Genomic DNA, 17241 nt, shown 5'->3' with positions numbered 1-17241 from the left:
AAAGTGCGCGTTCGCCTGCGCTCGCGTGCCATTCAATAGTCGGCGCGCTGGGTGTGTGCTTCCGGGCATGCCCGCCATCTCTCGTTGCGTACCTCTTCGGCCGTTCGGTTCCGAGCCCAAGGAATGGCCGCAGCATTTGGACTTGCCACCTTGCGAGTACTGCGGGGGGCCGTGGCACACGCTCGCAAGGCGATGGGGCGACCACCTGGGGAACCCCACCGAGTTACGTGGGAACATCCTCGCGGGCCGCAAATCGAAGGAGCACCCCTGGTATACAGGGCGCTGGTCCATCGCGGCTCACCACCTCATCTGCTCGGAGGCCATGGCGGATGACGAACAGTGGGCACGCTTCTGCCGTGACTTCGGCTACGACATCAACCGGCGCGAGAATGGCGTCATGCTGCCCATGGTCATGACTGTGGCGTGCGAGCTCCATGTCCCCATCCACATCGGTCCCCACTCGGGTGGGTGGGCCTTCGACATGGACTTGGCCTATCCGGAAGCGGTCAAGCGGTTGCTTGCGCACGTTGCGCAGGTGGCTGCTGGTGGCGCCTTCTGCCCCAACCCCGCCGGGCTGACGGCTGAGTTGGACGATGTGAGCCAATTGATTCTTCGGAAGGTGGCTGCTGGCCAATGGACGCTCACGACCGATGGGCTGGACTACCAACCTGGGGGGAGCGGCTGTGCTGGAGTTGAGAGCATCCAGGACAAGCCGCGACGCGCGTGTCCGCGCGGCCGAAAGCATGGAACACGTCATGGTGACACCGGTGCCGCGCTGGCGCGGCGTCCTCTCCAGGTGGGGGAGTAGGCCATGCAAGACGACTACTGCGTCCTCATGCGCGCTCGGTCCCAGCAGCACCCGCTGCTGACGTGGGACCAGGAGTACCTCCCCTTTCTCAAGCCCGCGCCCGTTGTGGTCCACGAGCCGGTGAGGCTCAAGCTAGGGGAGCCCATTCCGCCCAGGCCGGTCATGGTGGACCACCACAGTCTGCCAGCGCCAGTCGTCTCCACCAGGGTGAAGGAGGCGTTGGAGGCTGTCGACCTCCACGGCGTCCAGCTCGTCCCCGCAGACGTTCAGGTCGGGGACTTTGTGCTGCGCTACTGGCTGGTTCACATGTGGCGGTCGATTCGCTGCATGGACCGGAATCGCTCCATTTTTGAGACCTCCCGGAGCGGATTGACTCTGCTGAGCCTCGACAAGCTCTTCCTGGATGAAGCGGTGCTTGGCGAGACTCCTCTCGAAGAGCGCCTGGTCTTTCGCCTCGCCGAGTCCGTGGTCCACGTATTTCACCGGACGGTGGTCGAGCGGGTACTCGCCCTGTCGCCGCTGCCGGAAGGGCTGCGCTTCGTCCCTGTGACGGAGTGGGGAGACTCGTCGGCGTTCCGCTGACGAATGCCACCGCAGCGCAGTTCGCGACGCCGAGACCGGATAGAGCGGCGTTCCGCCGATTCTCCGGGCTCACCGGACGGCGTCCTCGCATCCCGTGACGATGCGGCTTCATGGAGCTTACCCCCGAGGCCGCATTCGCCATGTTCGCGGCCAGCAACATCGCTGCGCCGTTGCTCAATGCGCTGCTTTCCCGCCGGCATGCCAAGCACGAGGCGGCCGTCGAGCAGGTGCCCGTACATGAGCAGCGGCTCAAGGCGTTGGAGCAGGAGCGGCTGGACGCCGGTCAGGTGCCCATCCTCGTCCAGCAAATGGGGGCCGTTGCCGCAGACGTGAAGGACATCAAGGCGGATCTGCGCCGGGTGGGCGAGCACGAGTCCGCACTGCGGCTGGTGGACCTGCGCCTCAAGGCACTGGAGACGTGGCAGGCCGAGGCCCGTCCGCAACTCGCCCGCGCAGCCCACGATTCGCACACGCTGATGGGCGAGCGCAACAACGCGCTCCGTATCCAGCACGCGGCCAACCTCGTGGATCCGCAGAAGGCGGCGAGGTCCAAGCCGTGAGCCTTCGACCTCCGCGCGCGCTCGCCGCGACGTTCGCGGTGGTGGCGCACCGCGCTTCCCTTTCACTCGCAGCCCCCCAGGAGCACCGCATGTCCCAGCCCGCAGACGAGCATGATGTTGACGACTACGTGCCCGACACGACGCCGGTGACCGTTGAGCAGTTCCGGGCCGAGGCGGAAGAGATGCTCGAGAAGAACGGAGGCAACCCCGAGTCGCTCGGGATTCTCCTCCGCCACTCCATCCATCCGTTCGGTTACGAGCGCGCCTTCGATTACATGCGCACGTGCGCCGACCTCACCGGCGAGCCGCTGACGGCGGATGGCGTCTGGGAGCGCGGTGCGCAGGGAGAGCTGTGGCTCGCGAAGGCTCGCGCCGTCCGCGCGGCGCAGCAATCGTCGTCCGCGCAGGACTCTGCATCCTGACCCACTGAGCCCCTGACGTCCTCTTCCCCCTGGAGTCCCCATGCCCCAGCTTCCCTCTCGCCTCTCGCGTTGGCTCCCCACCGTGGAGCCCATCGCCGCGCTGTACGACCTGGACCCGCTGCTGGTGTTCGCCGTCATGGACAGGGAGTCCCTGGGCGGCGACGCGCTCACGCCCAAGGGGCCCAGCGGCACTGGGGACCACGGCCACGGGCGCGGGCTGATGCAGATTGACGACCGCGCCCACAAGAGCTTCGCCGGCGCCGTGGACGACCTGGGCCGGCCGCTGTGGCAGGACCCGGCCGTCAACGTGATGTACGGCTGCCGCCTCCTGCGCCGCCTCATCGACTCCATGGATGGATGGGAGGCTGGTGCTCTTGCCGCCTACAACGCGGGCCTGGGCCGGGTGCGCTCCGCGCTGGCGCGTCTGCCTCCGGACGCCACGGACGCGCAGCGCCTGGCCGCCGTGGACGGCGTCACCACCGGCCGGGACTACGCCAGCAACGTCCTCTCGCGGCGCGAGCGCTTCGCTGGCTCCGCGCCCACACCCGCTGCGTCTGGCGCCTGAGCGTCAGCGCACTCGTTCCGCCCGGCGTCTCGGTGCCGGGCATCCCCGCAGTCCCAGGAGTACTCGCATGAAAACGAAGCTGAAGCTGCTCGCCGTCGCCTCGGTGGCGATGGTGCTTTCCGGGCCCGCCGTTGCCCTGGCCACCACCGCGGAGCCGGGCACGTCCGTCTCCATCCTCGACTCGCTGCTCACCCCCACCGCCATCGGCACCGCGCTGGGCGTCCTCGTCGGAGCGGTCGGACTCTTCGGCGCCGGCACCTGGCTGACGGCCACGCGCAAGCGCCGCATCGCCCTGGCCTTCCACCATGCGTACAACATCGTTGAGGACGTCGCGGCGGAGGACCCGAAGGAGAACTTCGCGGACAAGGCGGCGAAGGGACTGAAGCTGGCCGATGACTGGCTGAAGGCCAACGGTTGGCGCCCGCTGAAACCGCACGAGCAGGCGCTCGCGAAGTTGGAGTTCTCCGCCATGCACGGCGCGCAGAAGGCGGAGGAGAAGACGCGGGCGAACGCCGCCGCCGCGGCGCTCATTGCTTCGAGCAAGCTGAACGTGGAGGTCGTGGCGCCGGGCCCCTAGATGCCCCGCGGCGAGCCGTGGCCGCGGGGCTGGACGGGGTGTTGTCTCACGTCCCCGTCCGTACCGGCTACCTGGAGGCCCAGGCCGGCGTGTCCCGCCTCTCCGGCGCCTACGCGCGCGGCGAGCTGGGCGCGAGGCTTACGCCGAACCTGGGCCTGTTCGGGTTTGCTGAGGCCAACGCCCGCGAGCGGATGGCTGGCATCGGCGCCCGCTACACGTTCGGCTGGTGAGGAAAGACGGCCCGCTCCAATGCACCGGGGCGGGCCGTCTGGCACTCTCTAGAGTCGCTTTTGGTCAAGTACGCCGACCGCCTGCTCATACCTCCCTCGGCTCTTTTCAAGCCGACTCTTCGCGAGGTCCCGAGCAGAGCCTGCGAGGCCTGCGCGATTGGAGTTTGAGAGCGCGTCAAGGGCCGTGAACACCTGCAGGTCAGCCGCCAGCTCCGCACGGGCCTCTCGGTACTCTTTGAGCAACCGCTCCTTCTCGTCTTGCTCCTCAGACATGGACATCCCCCTGGGTTAGTGAGGCCATGGAGGATAGCGAAGCGTCAGACCGACTGACGAGCGGCACCGCACGTGCATTGCGCTTGAAGTTGCAGTCCTACCCTCAGCGCAACGAGCACGACAACGTGAAGCCCTACTACGAGAACGACACCGTCAAGCTGTACCACGCCGATTGCCGGGAGCAGCTCCTGGACCTCCCGTCTCAGTCCGCGGACCTGCTCCTCACCGACCCGCCCTACGGAATGGCATGGCAGCCCAAGACAAAGGGTGCAGCGAACATCCGCGCTGACGGCGCACGCCAGGGGATGCGGGTGTTCCGCCAGGCTCTCACCGCGGCGACGCCCATGCTGGCCGACGATGCGCATGCATTCGTCTTCTGCCACTGGGCCTCATGGCCGGATTTCCACGACGCGATGGCGCCGCACCTGAAATCAAAGGGCGCGCTCATCTGGTGGAAAAACCGTGGCGGTACCGGTGACTGCACGGGAAGCTTCGCGCCCGACTACGAGGTGGTGCTTCACGCCTGCGGGGCGAAGCGCCGCCCGCTGATGGGGAAGCGACACGGCGCAGTCTTGCCGGCCTTCGCGCCCGTCACCCCGAATAGGCGGACGCACCCCACCGAGAAGCCCGTCGAATTGATGGCCTTCCTGGTGTCCCGCGCGTGCCCCGAGGGCGGCCTGGTGCTGGACCCGTTCGCCGGCACCGGTGCCACCCTCGTCGCTGCGCAGCAACTCGGACGCCGCGCCGTGGGCGTCGATCTCGAGGAACGCTACTGCGAGGTAGCGGCACGCCGACTGGAGCAGGCCTCGCGAGAGGGCGAACGCGATGCAGCCTGAGTCCGTTGAGTGACTGCACGGGCCCGGCGCAACCATCGAGGCGCCGGGCCTTGTAGTTCCTGGAGGGTCAGCGCGGCGGCTGCTTGGTGTTCCGCGCGTGCGTGGGCGTATCGCGTCCTTGCCTTCGGACTCCCGTCCAGCCCGGCCATTGCTGCCTGCAGCTCCCGCTCCGCCGCTCCCAGGCGCTGCGCGAGCGCCTCCCGCTGTTTCCTGGTCATGCCCGCCGTGCAGAGCAGGAGGCGTACCAGCGGGGGCGTCACGCCAGTCCGTGGGGGGCCGCAAGGTGATGCCACCGCAGTCCCACAGCGCCTCAGTGCCGCGGCTCCACCTCGGCCAGCCACGCCTGGGCCAGCCACGCGCGCCTGTCGGACTCAGCCTCGCGGCGGGTGGAGCGGAGTGGCCCGAAATGCTGCCAGTCGGTGCCGGCGTCGCAGGAGACGCGGAGGCGCCACCCCTCGCGGAGGGGCTGCGGCTCGACGCGGAGGACGCGCGGGCCGTCGGGCGTCTCCACGCGCCACCCGGCCTGGGGCAGCAGCGCCGTCACCTCCTCCAGCGTAGGCTCCCGGTGGAGGCCTGGGCCCTCCACCAGCACCAGCCAGAGGAAGGAGTCCACCGCACGCCAAGTATCCTCTCCGGGGAGGAGGACGAGCAATTCGGCGTTGCCCTCGAGGCGCGCGTGGGCCTCCACGCAACTGCCACCCTCGTAGAGGACGGCGTCGCCCCGGGAGACGCGCCACCTCACAACGTGCCTCCTGGTAGCACCCAGCGCCACGCGGAGTAGCCGGAGACGTAAATCCACTTCGACAGCGCAAGCCCAGGCCCGTGTCGCTGGCGTTTGAGGTGGCCGCGCACGGGTCGCAGCTCGGCGTCGAGGCCCTGCTCTGCTGCCGACGCGGACGGCGAGGTGGTGCCAGGGGAGGCGCCGAGCGCGCCGTCCAGGTAGACGTTGCGCACCGGGAGTCCGCCCACGGCGTCCCTCTTGCGCGCCTCGTCCACGCGCAACGGCGAGCCCTCGGACTCGCAGAGGAGGGCGTAGACGACGGCAAACCGGGCTGCGTCGCGAGCCCACTGCTGGTGCTCGCCCACGTCCTCGATGAGCGGTGAGCGGTCCTGGCGAGTGCCCTCGGCCAGGTCGCCGCCCGTCCACTGCGGGCGCCACGGGGCGACGTTGGCCGCGCCCGCCGCCGTCAGGCCAAGCAGGTACGTGGTGCCCTCAAGCTGGTACCCGCCAAGGGCGAAAGTGGAGCCGAAAAGGCGCTCGCCTGCCGAGGGCCGCCGCACCTCCAGCAGCCACGGCCGGCGGAGGAACTCGGGCGGGGAGTCGGGCAGGGAGTGCAGGTCCGTCGCGGCCACATGCTGTGCCGCGGCCGGCCGCACCTGATGGGCGACGAGGCCTGCGCCTCCCGCCAGCGCCAGTCCGGCCACGTTGACGAGGGGAGGCGCCCTCATCGGAGCCCCCTCGTCCCACGTCGCCTGGGCGGTGAGGAGGGCGCGCTGGCGAAAGGGCACTAGGTCCAACTCGGCGGGCGCAACGCGCAGCGCGGACAGGGCTTCGGCTACAAGCTCGGCAAGGCCAATCACTGGTCGTAGTCCTTGGGCGGCGTCCAGCGCATCAGCTCAAATCGTACGCGTAGGCGGAGCCAAGCTCGGTGAGTGCCGGCTGGCCGACGAGCTTCAGCGGCTCCTCGTGACTGGAGAGCCACCAGTTCTCCCCGGCGCCCCGAACGACCTTGGCGACCGGCGACCGGTACGGGTCCTCGGGTTCTTGCATCGCGTCCCAGTCGTGGAGCGGCCATACCTCGATGGTGGTCCGGTTGGCTGCTTCGCCCAGCCATCCCTCGGCGTGGGAGAGCGCGGCCAACAGGCCCGCCGCCTGGAATTCGTGCTTCACGTTGTCCGCCACGGCCATCCACTGCATCGTCGTCATCTTGCCTCCACTCGGGCCCGCGATTGGCGAGCCCAGTCACGTGTCGTTTTCGGTCGGCGGTGTCCACCCCAGTGCTTTAGCCACCACCTCGACCCCCAGGTTCAGCGCTCCCGACGCCGAGGCGGCGTACTCCTCCCCGTCGAGCAACGCTTCCAGGGCGGGGTGCCTGGGTTCCTCGCCCAGCTTCGCGGCGAGGAACTGGACGGCGCTGTCAGCTCGCGCTGTGAGTCGGGCGGGCAGTTGCCGGACAATGGTGCCTCTCGTGGTGCGGCTGCGCTTGGTAGGTGTGTCGCTCACGCGCGCCATCCTAGAGCCCGAGCGGCTCGATGGTGCAACGCAGGTGTTCCGGCGGCGCGGCGGCAGGATTGAACACCTGCCGGACCTGGTCGCGCAGCGCGGCCCCCAGGGCGTCTCCTCGCTGCGGACGGCGGTCAATCCACCACTGGGCGGCCTGCGTCTCCGGCAGCGCCAGCACCGCCTGAAGCGCCCCTGCGAGCCCCAGCACGTCAGCCTCCGGCAGCGCACGGCCACGGGCCCTTTCGGCGAGGCTGTTGAGGACTCCGCGCACCTCGTTCGCCCGCACCTCCCGTCCCCACTGCACCTGGGCCGCGGAGCCGGTGAGGCAATCCGCACGAAGGCCCAGCACCGTCACACGGTGGCCACCACCGGCTGCGACGACACGACCGTCCCTCTCCAACTCGTCCGCGCGGACCTCGTTGTCGGCGCGCTGGTGCGGGTTGTACCCCCCGCCGGCGTGGCCCTCGTTGTAGAGGGCGTCGTGCCGGGCCGCACGGGCCGTGCTGTCCTGGGCCGAGGAGGCTGGCGCGGGACACTCGGCGTGGTCCCACTTGCCCGAGGGGCCCTTCTTCACCTGCGTGCCGGCGGGGTACTTCGTCCGGCACGCCGAGCAGAACCCCGGGTAGTTGGCCTCTACGATTCGTTCCGCCATGGCGCCCCCCGCTTTCGACGCGGCGTCACGCCGCCGTCGTGGGAAGAAATATAGCGATATCGTTACTGGCGTCAATAGCAGTATCGCTAACTCCGCGCGGGTGACATACCTCCCCAGGGTGAGGGCATCCGCACCTACTCGGGCTCACCCGTCAGCCGGGCGACGGCGGCGCGCCAAGCGGGCGCAGCTGCCTGGGACGCCGGGACGAGGCGCCCGTGGCGGCCAGCGTGGTAGGCGCGGGTGCTGCGGTCCTGCGGGTGCGCTCCGTCGTTGACGCAGAGGAGGAGGGTGCCACGGCGCTCGAGTTGGGCGCCGCAGCCTGGGCAGCGGTAGGTGGTAGTGCTCACGCCAGTAGGACGCGAGGCGCGGCGGTTGTTACCTCGCCGACCGTTATGAAGACCGAGCGGCTCGCATGGCGTTCTGCCCGTGCATGGAATGGCAGGCTTCGCTCTTCCGTGCACGCTCATTGAGTGGCAACTCAGTCGAAGGAGGGCTGTATGGAGTTGTCAAACGTAAGGTCGGCACGGGTTCTGTTTGTCGGACATGGGCCTGCGGCTCGCCCGGACGTTTCAATCTTGAATCTGCCCGACACCCGCTTTGCCGTGTTCACGCTGAGCTCCAACGTCCCAGTCACTTCCTGCCGTACGGGGTTGTCGAAATAGTGTTCACCGTCGCAGCTGGATTTGACCCAGGCACGCCTCACACTCGCCGAATGACTCCCACGGGGGACGAAGGTGGGCGGCGGCTGGTTGTCGTTTCCTGCAACAGAGACCTCGATGTGTCCGTCGATGGACAAGGTTGTTGGGCCGGTGCCCAAAACAGTCTTTTCGAGGTGCACGGTGTAGCAAAGCGAATCAGAGGTCCCCGGTATATTTTCGGGGGTTCCTACAGCGTGGCCGCAGAATCGGAGAAGATGTACGTCCGGTGGAACGTATTGCCCTTCGAGATTGACGGAGGAAGAAGGGGGAAAGTGTTCTCTCCACTCGTCGTTGTAATCCCCATAAATTGTGCCCCGGGTCGAACCGGGCCTGTCATCAGCGGGGTCTGAGGAACCGCAGGCGGCTGGCGCCAGGAATGTCAGCGCGCAGAGTCCCGTAGGCAGGATGCGGACGGGGAGCTTTAGCAGTGAGGGAATAGTCATGGCAGCGGTGAGGCATACCATGTGCGCTATTCCGCGCGTCAATGCGCACCTGTCCAGTCCTCGGGCACCGGTCCGCGCACGTCCGCCGGGGCCGTTGGCGCATCGAGCTCGGCCAGGGCCTCATCCACCAGGAGGGCAACGCGCTGGATGCGGGCAGGTGGCACTCCGTCAGCCTGGACGGCCTCCGCGAAGAGGGACACGGCCGCGGCGGTGAGGTGCTGGCGGACGACGGGCAGGCGGGAGCAGGGCATGGGGCCTCCTGCCGAGAAGGTGGACATGGCCGTCTGCTCGCGCCACCTGCCGGGCCGTGGCACTCTCCGCCCGTGACACGCGAGGAGCTGAAACGGCACCTGGAGCAGTTGGGCCGCGAGGCCGCAGCCCGAGGACCGGCGCTCAAGGGCGTCACCGACCTGTTCCGGCTGTACTGGCTGGCGCTCCAGCACAACTTGGTGGTGGAGGGCCCGGAGCACACGCTGGACCTCAAGGTGAGCGCGGCTTGGGTGGAGGAGTGGCTCAAGATGCTGCGCCTCCCTCCGCACGAGCACACGCTTCCGGTGCGCGCCATGGCGGAGGGCTGCGGGAAGTGCTCGCCCTATGAGGCGCGCATCACCACAGTGGTGGCCGTGCCAGGACTCACCAGGCGCGAGTGCTCCACCTGCCGCGGCGATTGGCTGGTGGTGGACGGGTAGCCGCTGCGGGCGCACTCAGGAGGGGGCCATCGGCAAGCGGTGTGCCGAAGAGGGACTTCCGGGCTCGGCGGGGATGGCGTAGCGCTTCGCGGCCCACGCGATGCCCGCGGGAGTGAAGCGTACCTGAGCGTAGACGTAGCCCCTGGTTTCGCCCGTCTTCACTTCGAAGTAGCCACGGTGCTGGTACTCCGCCGAGGGCAGCAGGCGCCCGGACTGGCGGAACATCACGCCGTCGTCGACGAGACGGGCCACGAAGTCCTTCTCCTTGAGCCCGAGCACCTTCGCCACCTCGCGCAACCCCTTGGTGGACTTCGCCTCCACGAAGCGGTCCAGGAACTCCACCGCAGGCTTCTGGGCGACGAGTTGCCGGTCCTTCGCCTCCACCTTGTCGGCAAGGTCGGCGGCGAGCCGGAGCGCTTCGGCGAGGGACTTTGGGACAGGGAAGGAGGGGGTTGTGGGCACGAGCCGCCCGTCCACGTAATCCTCGAAGACCTTGTAGACCTTCAACTCAAAGGCTGCGGACACCCACGCCGCGTACCGGAAGACGAGGGTTCGGCAGACGTACGTCCCCTGATTCGGACCGCCGCGGATGCTCTCAACAGGTGCGATACCCAGAATCTGGGTATCGCCCAGCGTGGCGGTCAATTCATGGACGAGGGCCACAATCTGGGGGCTTGAAAGGAACTTCCCCGGTTCTTTCGTCCGGGCGTTGATGCCGCTGGCTACCGCAGCCCGGTGCAGGTCGTTGAGGCAATAGCGCCCGTTGGAGTCCTGATTCACGACCACGTCGTTGATGGTGAGACTGCTCGGCTTGCACGACGACATGCGCAACTCTCCTGGGGCGAGAATGTGGGTCGCGACCGGATACCGGACGCGGGGTGGACTTGAGACGGCGACACGCTGTCGGATGGCTGGGATTGCCACAATCACTTGCGTCGATTGCGGGTAGGTCTGTTATCAACCAGCCACAAACTATGGGGGCAGATACAGTGTGTCAACGCGAGATCCGGTGCTCGCCATGGCATAGGGCGTGCAGTCTGCGGTAATTTATGAAAGGGATTGTGGCAAGGATTCGGCCGCCCCATGTTCGATTAGGGTTGCGTCACTCAGGGTGTTCGCGAGGTGCACAAAACGTAGCGCTCAACGGAGCCCCGGACCGTTCAGCCCCGGGAACAGCGGCCCCACGCCCACCTCGGGCGTGCGCTCCAGCCGCTCCAGGGCCATCGTCAGCAGGCCCACCGCCTCCAGGCGCGTCAGTCCGCCCACGTCCTCCCAGCCCCTGAGCCCGAGTCCTCCAGCGGAGCGTGGGCCCTCGCAGTGGGAGACGGCCTTCTTCGCCTCCACCCAGTTCACGAGCGCGCGCGTGGGCACCTGGCCCTCGCGGCCGGCGAAGGGGGACGCGAGTTGCTCGCACGGCACCTCAAAGCGAGTGGCGTCGAGCAGTTTGTCCAACTCGACGCGGGCCCTGTCCGACAGCTGCACGTAGCGGAGCGCCGCCGTCAGGCTGGGCGAGCCCGCCGCCACCCGGTGGCGTAGAGACTCAAGCGCGTGCGTCAGGGTGTGGCGGAGCACGAGACGTCCTCCGCGAGCGTGAACCACGCATAGCCGTCGCCCTTGCAGGTGCCGGTGGTGCGCACCCTCCAGGGGAGCAGCGGGCCGTGCACGGCGAGCGCCTCTGTCACCCGATAGGCGAGGCTGCCTCGTGCCGGGTCGATGGTGGCCACCGCCCACAGCTCGCGCCACTCGTGCGGCTTGCCGTCCGCGAGCAGCGCCCTGACGCGCCTGGCACCCTCCATCAGCACCGCGGGCGGCGTGCGGCAGGGCGGCTGGAGTTGGTGCAGGGTGTCCAACACGTCCACGTGCACGGCTGCCTCGGGCAGGGATTCTGCCGGTGGGGCTTCCTGCATGAGGGGCGTGCTGGTGGTGGACTCCTCGCGCTGGGGCGCCTCGCCGAACAGGCCGAGCTGCTCCGGTACGGCGAGCATGGGCGGTACCGGCCTGTCGTCGATGATGGCTCGCGGCGGCGGTGCCGGGAGGGTGGGAAGGGATGCCGGCACTGCGTACACCTCCGGGCGCCACAGCTTGTCCCGAGCCAAGCGCATCCGCTCGCGCAACTCCGGCACCAGCCCCGGGTCCACCGGCGCCAGGCGCTTCGCGGGCGCGGACGGCAGCGGCTCCACGTACTGAATCTCCTCCAGCCACCAAGCGATGGTGCCCCGACAGAACGGGGCGTTGCGCGGCGCCCACCACGGGTCGCGGCCGAATGCCCGGTAGTCATTGCCCACCGTGGACACCTCGGCGAGCCGGGCCACGGCCACGTAGCTGTCGGCCGGCAGCACGTCACCGGCGGGCACCTCCAAGCCATGGGCTTCGCGCAGCCAGCGGACCGCTTCGGCGTCGTACTCCTGCGTCGCGTAGATGGCCAGCCAGCAACCCATGAGCTCGGCGGGCGGGTGCAGCGGGTGGCGCCGGGCAGGGACTCCTTGGCGTGCGGGCTCGACGTCCGCCACGAACACCGACCACATGCCGTGATGGGTGAGCGCCCATGTCCACGGCCGCGCGAGGGGAAAGTGGAACACGCCGCGCCCCTCACGCGTGTACCGGTACGAGCCTCCGAGGGGGGCGCTCATCAGCGGGCCCTCCCGTTGTTCTTGGGCGGGCGCTCTCCCTCTTGCAGGCGCAACGCCCAGCCCTCGCCGTGTCGCTCACACGGGCGCGTGGCACCAGACACGGTGAGTCGCGGCGTCTGGCGCGTGGCCCGCCAGAGGGCGTTGGTGGGCGTACCCGTCCACGTGCCGAGGGGCTCGCCCGCGGGGGATAGCACCGTCACCTCAATGGGGCGCGCGCTCACCTGGCACCTCCGTTGCGTCGCACTCCGTTGGCACGGCACATCGCCTGGATGGATGTGTACAGCCGGAGCCCCGCGTTGCTGATTCGCGAATACATGTCCTGCGCCACCTTGTTCCGAACGAGCGCGAGCCGGAGTTGAATCGAAGGCGTGCCCCGGCGGCGCTGGTCCAGCAGCCAGCCGACGCAGGGGCGCACCTCCTCCCGGGGGCGTTTGCCGTCGTTGTGGCAACCGTAGAGCGGGCCGCCGACCTCGTTCTCATCGTCGCGCAGCAGCTTCCGGAAGTGGTCCCGGTGCCACAGGCGAAGGGGCGCGTCCTTGCGGTACGGACACTTCGCGCAGGGGCTTCGGTGCGACTCATCAGTCCAGTCCACTGCGCACCTCCTCCCGGTTGATATGCGGCCGGTGCCACGGCAGCGCACGGAGATAGTCGGGCCGCACGCTGGGCAGCACCGTGGCCGCGCGCTCCAGCAACATGGCCCATGCCTTGCCCGGGTCGCCCCTGTCGTCCTCGCCGGACACGAGCACGCCGCCACCCCGGCCAAGGTGGGCGCTGTTGAGGTAGATGCGAAGGCCGCTCGGCATGTAGTCGATGGAATCGCGGGGGCCGAAGTAGACGTCAGAGGTGATGAAGAGCGCGGACGGGTCCGCGAGTGCGAGCGCGCGCTGTGCCTCCGTCGTCGCCTTCTGGGCTGCGGCGGCGCGCTCGCGCGCGTCGCAGTCCAGCGCCGCCCACCACAGCCACACCTCCCAGCGCCGGGCCACGTCCTCCGGTGGCAGCGGCGTCACGCGGACGAGCTCGGAGCTGTAGTCCGTGTCGTACTCGTAGCCACAGTCCGTCCAGTGCGTGCTGTGCACAGGCGGGTCCACCTCGACGAGGAAGGGTTGGCCAGGCGCGATGCCGCACGCCAGTGCCCACCCGACGCGCTCCGCCTCGCGATAGGGGTAGTCCACCAGGTTGTCCCAGCCGTCCTGCTCCAACTCGTAGGTCAGCCACTCAGGAGGGGTGCCCACGTCCATCGGCTTGCCCAGCGAATCGGCCTCCACCAACTCCAACGTGCGACGGTCCAGCGTGAGCCACACCCGGCATGACGCCTTGCTGTAGACGTTGACGAGGTCGCGGATGCGCGTCTTTCTGGGCGCTGCGCTCTTGATGGTGAACGGGGAAGTGCTCTCACCCATGGGCCACCTCGCTTCCCGTCGCAGGGGCTGCTGCGGCCTCGGCCTTGAGCTGCTCGCGGATGGCAGCGGCCAGGACTGGCATCACCTCGCGGCAGAACGCGCGGAGCTGCGGCTCGTAGTCGTACGTCGCGAACTCGTAGCCATCGTCGATTTTCGTCTCGCCGTACCAGTCGTGGAACTGGTGGACGTCCATCTCGTCGTGCTCGCTCGGACTGCTGTCGCTGTAGGGGGAGAGGGCATCGGCCAGCGTCTGCCATTCCTGGGCGGCCCGCGCCTTCGTCCAGCCGCTCTTGCGCCGAGACTCAAGGATGTATTCGCGGATGCCCTTGAGTGTGGCGGCGCCATCCCACCATGTGGCCCGGCCCAGCTTGCTGCACAGGTAGTCCGCGTCATCTTCCAGGTCGGCGACGAAGGCGCGGAACTCCTTGCCCGGGCTTCCCCACCGGTAGGCATAGCCGCCGCAGTTGGAGACGGCAGAGAAGTAGCCGTCGCTGAGCATGACGACGTCTGCGATCCAACGCCCCTTCGGGGTGCGCAGCCGGTATTGGTAGACGGTCGGCTCAGCCACGGTGCACCTCTCCGGATGGCAGAAGCGGGGGCATGGTGCCCGTGCGGTACGCCTCGGCAACGGCGGGCAAGGCGTGCTGCCCCACCGTCTTCCCACTAGGCGTGACGATGTGCGCGAGGAAGGCCTCCTCGAACGTCTCGACCTGGTTGTCCACGCTGACGAACTTGGCCTTCATGGTGAGGAGGAGGGCCCGCCACTTCTCGCGGCAGGCCTGCTGCCATGCGCGGGTGGCGGCGGCCTGGGTCCGCTGCTTCCCGCGCTTGTCGTGGGTGAAGCTGCGGTGGACGGGGAGGGGCAGGGGCATGGTGAACTTCACGCGCCTGTCCTGCAGGTCGAAGAGCACCACCGCGCGGCCCTCTTCCTCGGCGAAGGCGGTGCGCGTGGCCCCGCGACTGCGGAGCAGGTCCTTGATTTCGGCCTCCGTCTTGGAAACGGCCACCGTCGTGCCGGCGGCGAACGTGCGCTTACCCACGGCGCACCGCCTTCCCGCGCAGGGGGGCGGCGCGGATGACAGAGGCCAGGTTCTTGAGCCCGACGTTTTCCACCATGCGTGCCACCCGCTCCCGCGTGTCCTCGGCAACCGCCTTGTCCTTCTGGCGGAGTGCCTCCTCGCTGCTCGCGAGGCTGGCGCGAGCGAGACGAGCGTCGAACTTCGCCTTGGCCAATGCGCGGGCGAGGCGCTGGAGGCGCATCGTCTTCGTGAGGGGCTGGCCCCAGCCATGCGGTCCGAAAATCAGCAACGTCCCGTTGGCGAGAACCCGCACGTCCTTGTCCTCCCACACCACTCGCTGCGGAGGCTTCCCCTCCAGCGCCGGGTCATGCCACATGGTGCACGCCCGGCCCTCGCCGTACTTGCACTCGTCCGGCGTGCAGTGCTCGGCGTGCAGATCGGGCGTCGCGGAAGGCTCGTCAACCGGGCCTTCGATGAGCGGTACCGCGGGCACGGGCGTCATCCGCGCGCGTTGGTGGGCGTAGGCGTCGGCCGTCATCATCGCCATGTTGGCCACGTCGGCGCACCGGGCGAGCAGCACTTCCGGTGAGACACGCGCGGCAAGGCCCAGTTCCACCTCGTCGGCTTCCTCTTGGACGCGGCGGAGGAGGGCGGCGGGCATGTCGCGCACCCAGCCCTCGCGGCCACCCTTGCGCGGGCGGTGGTGGTCCAGCAGGCGGCGCATCTCCGCCGAGAAGGCCGTCAGCGTGGGCCACAGGTCCACCGTGGGCTTCGGCTTGATGGCGGCGTGCTGCGTCCACACCTTGTCGATGAGCGCCTCGTCCTCGGCGGCCAGCGGGCCCTCCTGCTCCACCAGAGGCTGGAGCACCTCGCGGAACAGCGCCGCCAGGTCCTCGGCAAGGGCAGGGTGCTCGCGCTGGTAGCGCTCCAGCGCGCCGGCCGGGTCCGCCTCCACGGCGAAGGCGTTGAGCACGTCGTCACGGGAGGGGGGCTCCCCGACTCCCGGCCTGGTCGGTGGCGTGTCGAGTCCGAGGTCCTCGAAGACAGCGTGAGTGGGAGGCAGCCACTTGCGCAGCACCTCCACCACCCTGGCCTTGTCCAGCGTCTCGCTGGGGGTGGAGGAGTCGAGGCCGAGGACATGCCGCGCCACTGCGCTTGCCTGTGCTTGATCCTCGGTCAACTTGCTGGGAGGGCGCCGGTGTTCGCGCCACGCCTCGAAAGACACCTTCGCGAGTGTTGCAACATCACGGGCCCGCTCCACCGCCGCGCGGTACTTCGCGGCGCCCTCGCGACACGCGAACAGTTCGCGGCGCTCCAGGCACTCCGGGCACAGGGCCGGGCTGCCGGGCTTTGCCGCACACGCCGGACACTCGCGGAACTCGGCACGAATGTACGTGGGCGCTCGGTCGTCATTGGGACGCTGGGCGCCCTCCACGATGATGCTCGGCACCTCCCCGCCCTTCGCGGCGTCGAAGGCGACACGGATGCGGTTCTCCAGGTTGGTGCAGGCCGTATGCACGGCCTCGCTTCGGTCGCCTCCGATGTCCCATCCGGAGCGCTCGGCGTTCACCGCAGCGAGCACCGCCTCCAGCAGCCCGGGCGGCGGGGTGGGGGAGGGCTCCAGTCCCTTGCCCTTGCAGCGCGAGCACGGGAAGTGCGTCTCGTTCTGGGTTCCGCCCTCTTCGTCCGTGTCCACGTCGTATCCCTTGCCACCGCAATGCGAGCACTTCGCCCCGGTGGTGGGCGCGGGGTGGGAGGCGAGAGCGGCCGTCACCTCTGGGGGCAAGCACTCCTTGTCCCCCTCGCAGGTGCTGCACGTCCGCGAGCCGATGCCTTCACAGTCCGGACACCGGACTCGCCGCGCGTGCTTGCGCAGCAGGTCCAGCAGTTCCCGCACGCGGGCCTCGGCGGTGTCGGCGCGCGCCAGCTCCTTTCCGGCCGTCTCCTGCCAGCCATCCGCGAGGCTATTCCAGTGGGCGGCGGCTTCATCCCCACGGCGGACAGCAGCGTCACGCTCTTTCCGAGCTTCGAGCACTTCACCCTCGGCGGCGAAGGTGCGTTGCTCCAGCGTGGCCACGCGCTCGCGGAGGGTGGACACCCCGGCCATGTGGTCCTTGGCATCCTTCAGCGTCATGCCGTCTGGCCGGTCGAAGCCGAGCACGAGTTCCACCTGCCGGACGTTGTCTGCCCACGTCTTCCGGAGGGACTTCTCCCGCTTCAACTCCTCTCGGACCGCATCGCGCTCGGACTCGGCCTGCGTCAGGCGTTCCAACAGGGCGGAGACGTGACGGGTGGGCTTCAGCTTCTCAACGCCAAGGGGCCACGCTCCGGACCACATCAGCGCTCCGTGAATCGCGTACCTGTCGGCCTGCGCCTGCTCCTCCAGCCCCGGCACCCGCGCGGCCTGGGCGGCGAGGCGGGAGAGGGCGTCTTCGGCGTCGGTCTTGTAGGCGGGCCGCGCGTCATCAAAGGGCGCCTCCTCTACGGCAGCCATGACGCTCGCCACATCCCGTGCCGCCTCCTCGGGCGTGGGCGGGGGCTGCTGGGCGGACAGTGCCGCGAGCAGCGCCCCCACGGCGTCCCGCCACTGGCCATCCGTCCACAAGGTTTCCAGCGTCGCCATCCTGCGCAGT

The 17241-nt window shown here is 68.9% G+C and carries 25 protein-coding genes; 9 read left to right on the top strand and 16 right to left on the bottom strand.

Annotated features, from left to right (window positions below):
• The first annotated feature begins 67 nt into the window (after positions 1 to 67).
• From BLU09_RS22970 to BLU09_RS22940, 7 genes are all read left to right on the top strand, one after another.
• On the top strand, positions 68 to 808 hold the full coding sequence (locus tag BLU09_RS22970; protein ID WP_186817993.1) for an AHH domain-containing protein: 741 nt from the start codon (positions 68 to 70) through the stop codon (positions 806 to 808).
• A 3-nt stretch (positions 809 to 811) separates the two neighbouring features.
• Positions 812 to 1390, top strand: coding sequence for an imm11 family protein (locus BLU09_RS22965; RefSeq protein ID WP_090491648.1), 579 nt, complete (start codon positions 812 to 814; stop codon positions 1388 to 1390).
• Between the two features lie 110 nt (positions 1391 to 1500).
• On the top strand, positions 1501 to 1950 hold the full coding sequence (locus BLU09_RS22960; RefSeq protein WP_090491647.1) for a hypothetical protein: 450 nt from the start codon (positions 1501 to 1503) through the stop codon (positions 1948 to 1950).
• Between the two features lie 89 nt (positions 1951 to 2039).
• Positions 2040 to 2372 (top strand): hypothetical protein, encoded by a 333-nt coding sequence (locus BLU09_RS22955; protein WP_090491646.1) that lies wholly within the window; start codon positions 2040 to 2042, stop codon positions 2370 to 2372.
• A gap of 40 nt (positions 2373 to 2412) precedes the next feature.
• The gene (locus BLU09_RS22950; protein ID WP_090491645.1) at positions 2413 to 2937 is read left to right on the top strand and encodes a transglycosylase SLT domain-containing protein; all 525 of its coding nucleotides are present in this window, start codon (positions 2413 to 2415) and stop codon (positions 2935 to 2937) included.
• Between the two features lie 67 nt (positions 2938 to 3004).
• The gene (locus BLU09_RS22945) at positions 3005 to 3514 is read left to right on the top strand and encodes a hypothetical protein (protein WP_090491644.1); all 510 of its coding nucleotides are present in this window, start codon (positions 3005 to 3007) and stop codon (positions 3512 to 3514) included.
• A gap of 17 nt (positions 3515 to 3531) precedes the next feature.
• The gene (locus BLU09_RS22940) at positions 3532 to 3744 is read left to right on the top strand and encodes a hypothetical protein (protein ID WP_244171953.1); all 213 of its coding nucleotides are present in this window, start codon (positions 3532 to 3534) and stop codon (positions 3742 to 3744) included.
• 48 nt (positions 3745 to 3792) lie between these two features.
• Here BLU09_RS22940 and BLU09_RS22935 read toward each other — a convergent pair whose 3' ends face one another.
• The gene (locus BLU09_RS22935; protein WP_090491643.1) at positions 3793 to 4017 is read right to left on the bottom strand and encodes a hypothetical protein; all 225 of its coding nucleotides are present in this window, start codon (positions 4015 to 4017) and stop codon (positions 3793 to 3795) included.
• Between the two features lie 125 nt (positions 4018 to 4142).
• Here BLU09_RS22935 and BLU09_RS22930 point away from each other — a divergent pair, with 125 nt between their 5' ends.
• A complete protein-coding gene (locus BLU09_RS22930) occupies positions 4143 to 4853 on the top strand; it encodes a DNA-methyltransferase (protein ID WP_090491815.1) in 711 nt (236 codons plus the stop codon).
• Positions 4854 to 5163: 310 nt separating this feature from the next.
• Here the strand turns inward: BLU09_RS22930 and BLU09_RS22925 are convergent, their stop codons facing one another.
• From BLU09_RS22925 to BLU09_RS22900, 6 genes are all read right to left on the bottom strand, one after another.
• Positions 5164 to 5595: a hypothetical protein gene (locus BLU09_RS22925; RefSeq protein ID WP_090491642.1), complete on the bottom strand. Its 432-nt coding sequence runs from the start codon at positions 5593 to 5595 to the stop codon at positions 5164 to 5166.
• Complete coding sequence (locus BLU09_RS22920) at positions 5592 to 6434, bottom strand: hypothetical protein (RefSeq protein ID WP_090491641.1); 843 nt, start codon at positions 6432 to 6434, stop codon at positions 5592 to 5594. Before BLU09_RS22920 ends, BLU09_RS22925 begins: the two co-directional genes overlap by 4 nt.
• A 31-nt stretch (positions 6435 to 6465) precedes the next feature.
• Positions 6466 to 6780, bottom strand: a complete 315-nt coding sequence (locus tag BLU09_RS22915; RefSeq protein WP_090491640.1) for a hypothetical protein — start codon at positions 6778 to 6780, stop codon at positions 6466 to 6468.
• 36 nt (positions 6781 to 6816) lie between these two features.
• The gene (locus BLU09_RS22910) at positions 6817 to 7077 is read right to left on the bottom strand and encodes a hypothetical protein (RefSeq protein ID WP_143043173.1); all 261 of its coding nucleotides are present in this window, start codon (positions 7075 to 7077) and stop codon (positions 6817 to 6819) included.
• A 10-nt stretch (positions 7078 to 7087) separates the two neighbouring features.
• Positions 7088 to 7729 (bottom strand): cupin domain-containing protein, encoded by a 642-nt coding sequence (locus BLU09_RS22905; RefSeq protein ID WP_090491638.1) that lies wholly within the window; start codon positions 7727 to 7729, stop codon positions 7088 to 7090.
• A 1179-nt stretch (positions 7730 to 8908) separates the two neighbouring features.
• Positions 8909 to 9121 carry a hypothetical protein gene (locus BLU09_RS22900; protein WP_090491637.1) on the bottom strand — a complete coding sequence of 71 codons (213 nt, stop codon included), beginning with the start codon at positions 9119 to 9121 and terminating at the stop codon, positions 8909 to 8911.
• Positions 9122 to 9193: 72 nt separating this feature from the next.
• Here BLU09_RS22900 and BLU09_RS22895 point away from each other — a divergent pair, with 72 nt between their 5' ends.
• The gene (locus BLU09_RS22895; protein ID WP_090491636.1) at positions 9194 to 9559 is read left to right on the top strand and encodes a hypothetical protein; all 366 of its coding nucleotides are present in this window, start codon (positions 9194 to 9196) and stop codon (positions 9557 to 9559) included.
• A 15-nt stretch (positions 9560 to 9574) separates the two neighbouring features.
• Here the strand turns inward: BLU09_RS22895 and BLU09_RS38855 are convergent, their stop codons facing one another.
• The 9 genes from BLU09_RS38855 to BLU09_RS22850 form a co-directional block, all read right to left on the bottom strand.
• Positions 9575 to 10384 carry a phage antirepressor KilAC domain-containing protein gene (locus BLU09_RS38855; protein ID WP_147093060.1) on the bottom strand — a complete coding sequence of 270 codons (810 nt, stop codon included), beginning with the start codon at positions 10382 to 10384 and terminating at the stop codon, positions 9575 to 9577.
• 315 nt (positions 10385 to 10699) lie between these two features.
• The gene (locus BLU09_RS22885; RefSeq protein WP_090491635.1) at positions 10700 to 11131 is read right to left on the bottom strand and encodes a hypothetical protein; all 432 of its coding nucleotides are present in this window, start codon (positions 11129 to 11131) and stop codon (positions 10700 to 10702) included.
• Positions 11113 to 12189 (bottom strand): hypothetical protein, encoded by a 1077-nt coding sequence (locus tag BLU09_RS39475; protein ID WP_244171952.1) that lies wholly within the window; start codon positions 12187 to 12189, stop codon positions 11113 to 11115. Before BLU09_RS39475 ends, BLU09_RS22885 begins: the two co-directional genes overlap by 19 nt.
• Positions 12189 to 12410 (bottom strand): hypothetical protein, encoded by a 222-nt coding sequence (locus BLU09_RS22875; RefSeq protein ID WP_090491634.1) that lies wholly within the window; start codon positions 12408 to 12410, stop codon positions 12189 to 12191. The genes BLU09_RS39475 and BLU09_RS22875 overlap by 1 nt, the downstream gene beginning before the upstream one ends.
• The gene (locus BLU09_RS22870; RefSeq protein ID WP_090491633.1) at positions 12407 to 12781 is read right to left on the bottom strand and encodes a DUF6283 family protein; all 375 of its coding nucleotides are present in this window, start codon (positions 12779 to 12781) and stop codon (positions 12407 to 12409) included. The genes BLU09_RS22875 and BLU09_RS22870 overlap by 4 nt, the downstream gene beginning before the upstream one ends.
• Positions 12768 to 13589 carry a hypothetical protein gene (locus BLU09_RS22865; RefSeq protein WP_090491632.1) on the bottom strand — a complete coding sequence of 274 codons (822 nt, stop codon included), beginning with the start codon at positions 13587 to 13589 and terminating at the stop codon, positions 12768 to 12770. The genes BLU09_RS22870 and BLU09_RS22865 overlap by 14 nt, the downstream gene beginning before the upstream one ends.
• A complete protein-coding gene (locus BLU09_RS22860) occupies positions 13582 to 14157 on the bottom strand; it encodes a phiTE_072 family protein (RefSeq protein WP_090491631.1) in 576 nt (191 codons plus the stop codon). Before BLU09_RS22860 ends, BLU09_RS22865 begins: the two co-directional genes overlap by 8 nt.
• Complete coding sequence (locus tag BLU09_RS22855; protein ID WP_090491630.1) at positions 14150 to 14629, bottom strand: hypothetical protein; 480 nt, start codon at positions 14627 to 14629, stop codon at positions 14150 to 14152. The genes BLU09_RS22860 and BLU09_RS22855 overlap by 8 nt, the downstream gene beginning before the upstream one ends.
• Positions 14622 to 17231: a DnaJ-like cysteine-rich domain-containing protein gene (locus BLU09_RS22850; RefSeq protein WP_090491629.1), complete on the bottom strand. Its 2610-nt coding sequence runs from the start codon at positions 17229 to 17231 to the stop codon at positions 14622 to 14624. The genes BLU09_RS22855 and BLU09_RS22850 overlap by 8 nt, the downstream gene beginning before the upstream one ends.
• Between the last annotated feature and the right edge of the window lie 10 nt (positions 17232 to 17241).

The sequence above is a fragment of the Myxococcus virescens genome, assembly GCF_900101905.1.
Classification (GTDB): Bacteria; Myxococcota; Myxococcia; order Myxococcales; family Myxococcaceae; genus Myxococcus; species Myxococcus virescens.
The sequence above is the reverse complement of the archived record's forward strand: the minus strand, read 5'-3'. Positions and strand labels throughout refer to the sequence as shown.